We start from the raw sequence: 241 nt of genomic DNA on the forward strand, positions 1-241 counted from the left end.
CCCGAGGAACTTGAAAAACTTGGTGCTGGAAGTTTAAGGCGCTGCATGCAGGAAGGGGATATTGAAGAAGGTTCACTGATGGCGGGACAAATTGCCGGTTTAATAAAAGAAATAAAGCCGGTTAAGGAAATTATTGAAGAAATTATTTCTGAGGCGAAAGAAATAATGAAAAGGATTGCGAGGGAATTGAATGAGTAAAACTGCTTTTGTTTTCCCCGGTCAAGGATCCCAGTATGTTGGA

At 41.1% G+C, this 241-nt stretch carries 1 pseudogene; it reads left to right on the forward strand.

The features are described from left to right. Positions 1 to 198: pseudogene (locus ciss_RS10015) on the forward strand (enoyl-[acyl-carrier-protein] reductase FabK); the annotation flags it as partial. Positions 199 to 241: the final 43 nt, after the last annotated feature.

It is taken from the genome of Carboxydothermus islandicus, from assembly GCF_001950325.1.
Classification (GTDB): domain Bacteria; phylum Bacillota; class Z-2901; order Carboxydothermales; family Carboxydothermaceae; genus Carboxydothermus; species Carboxydothermus islandicus.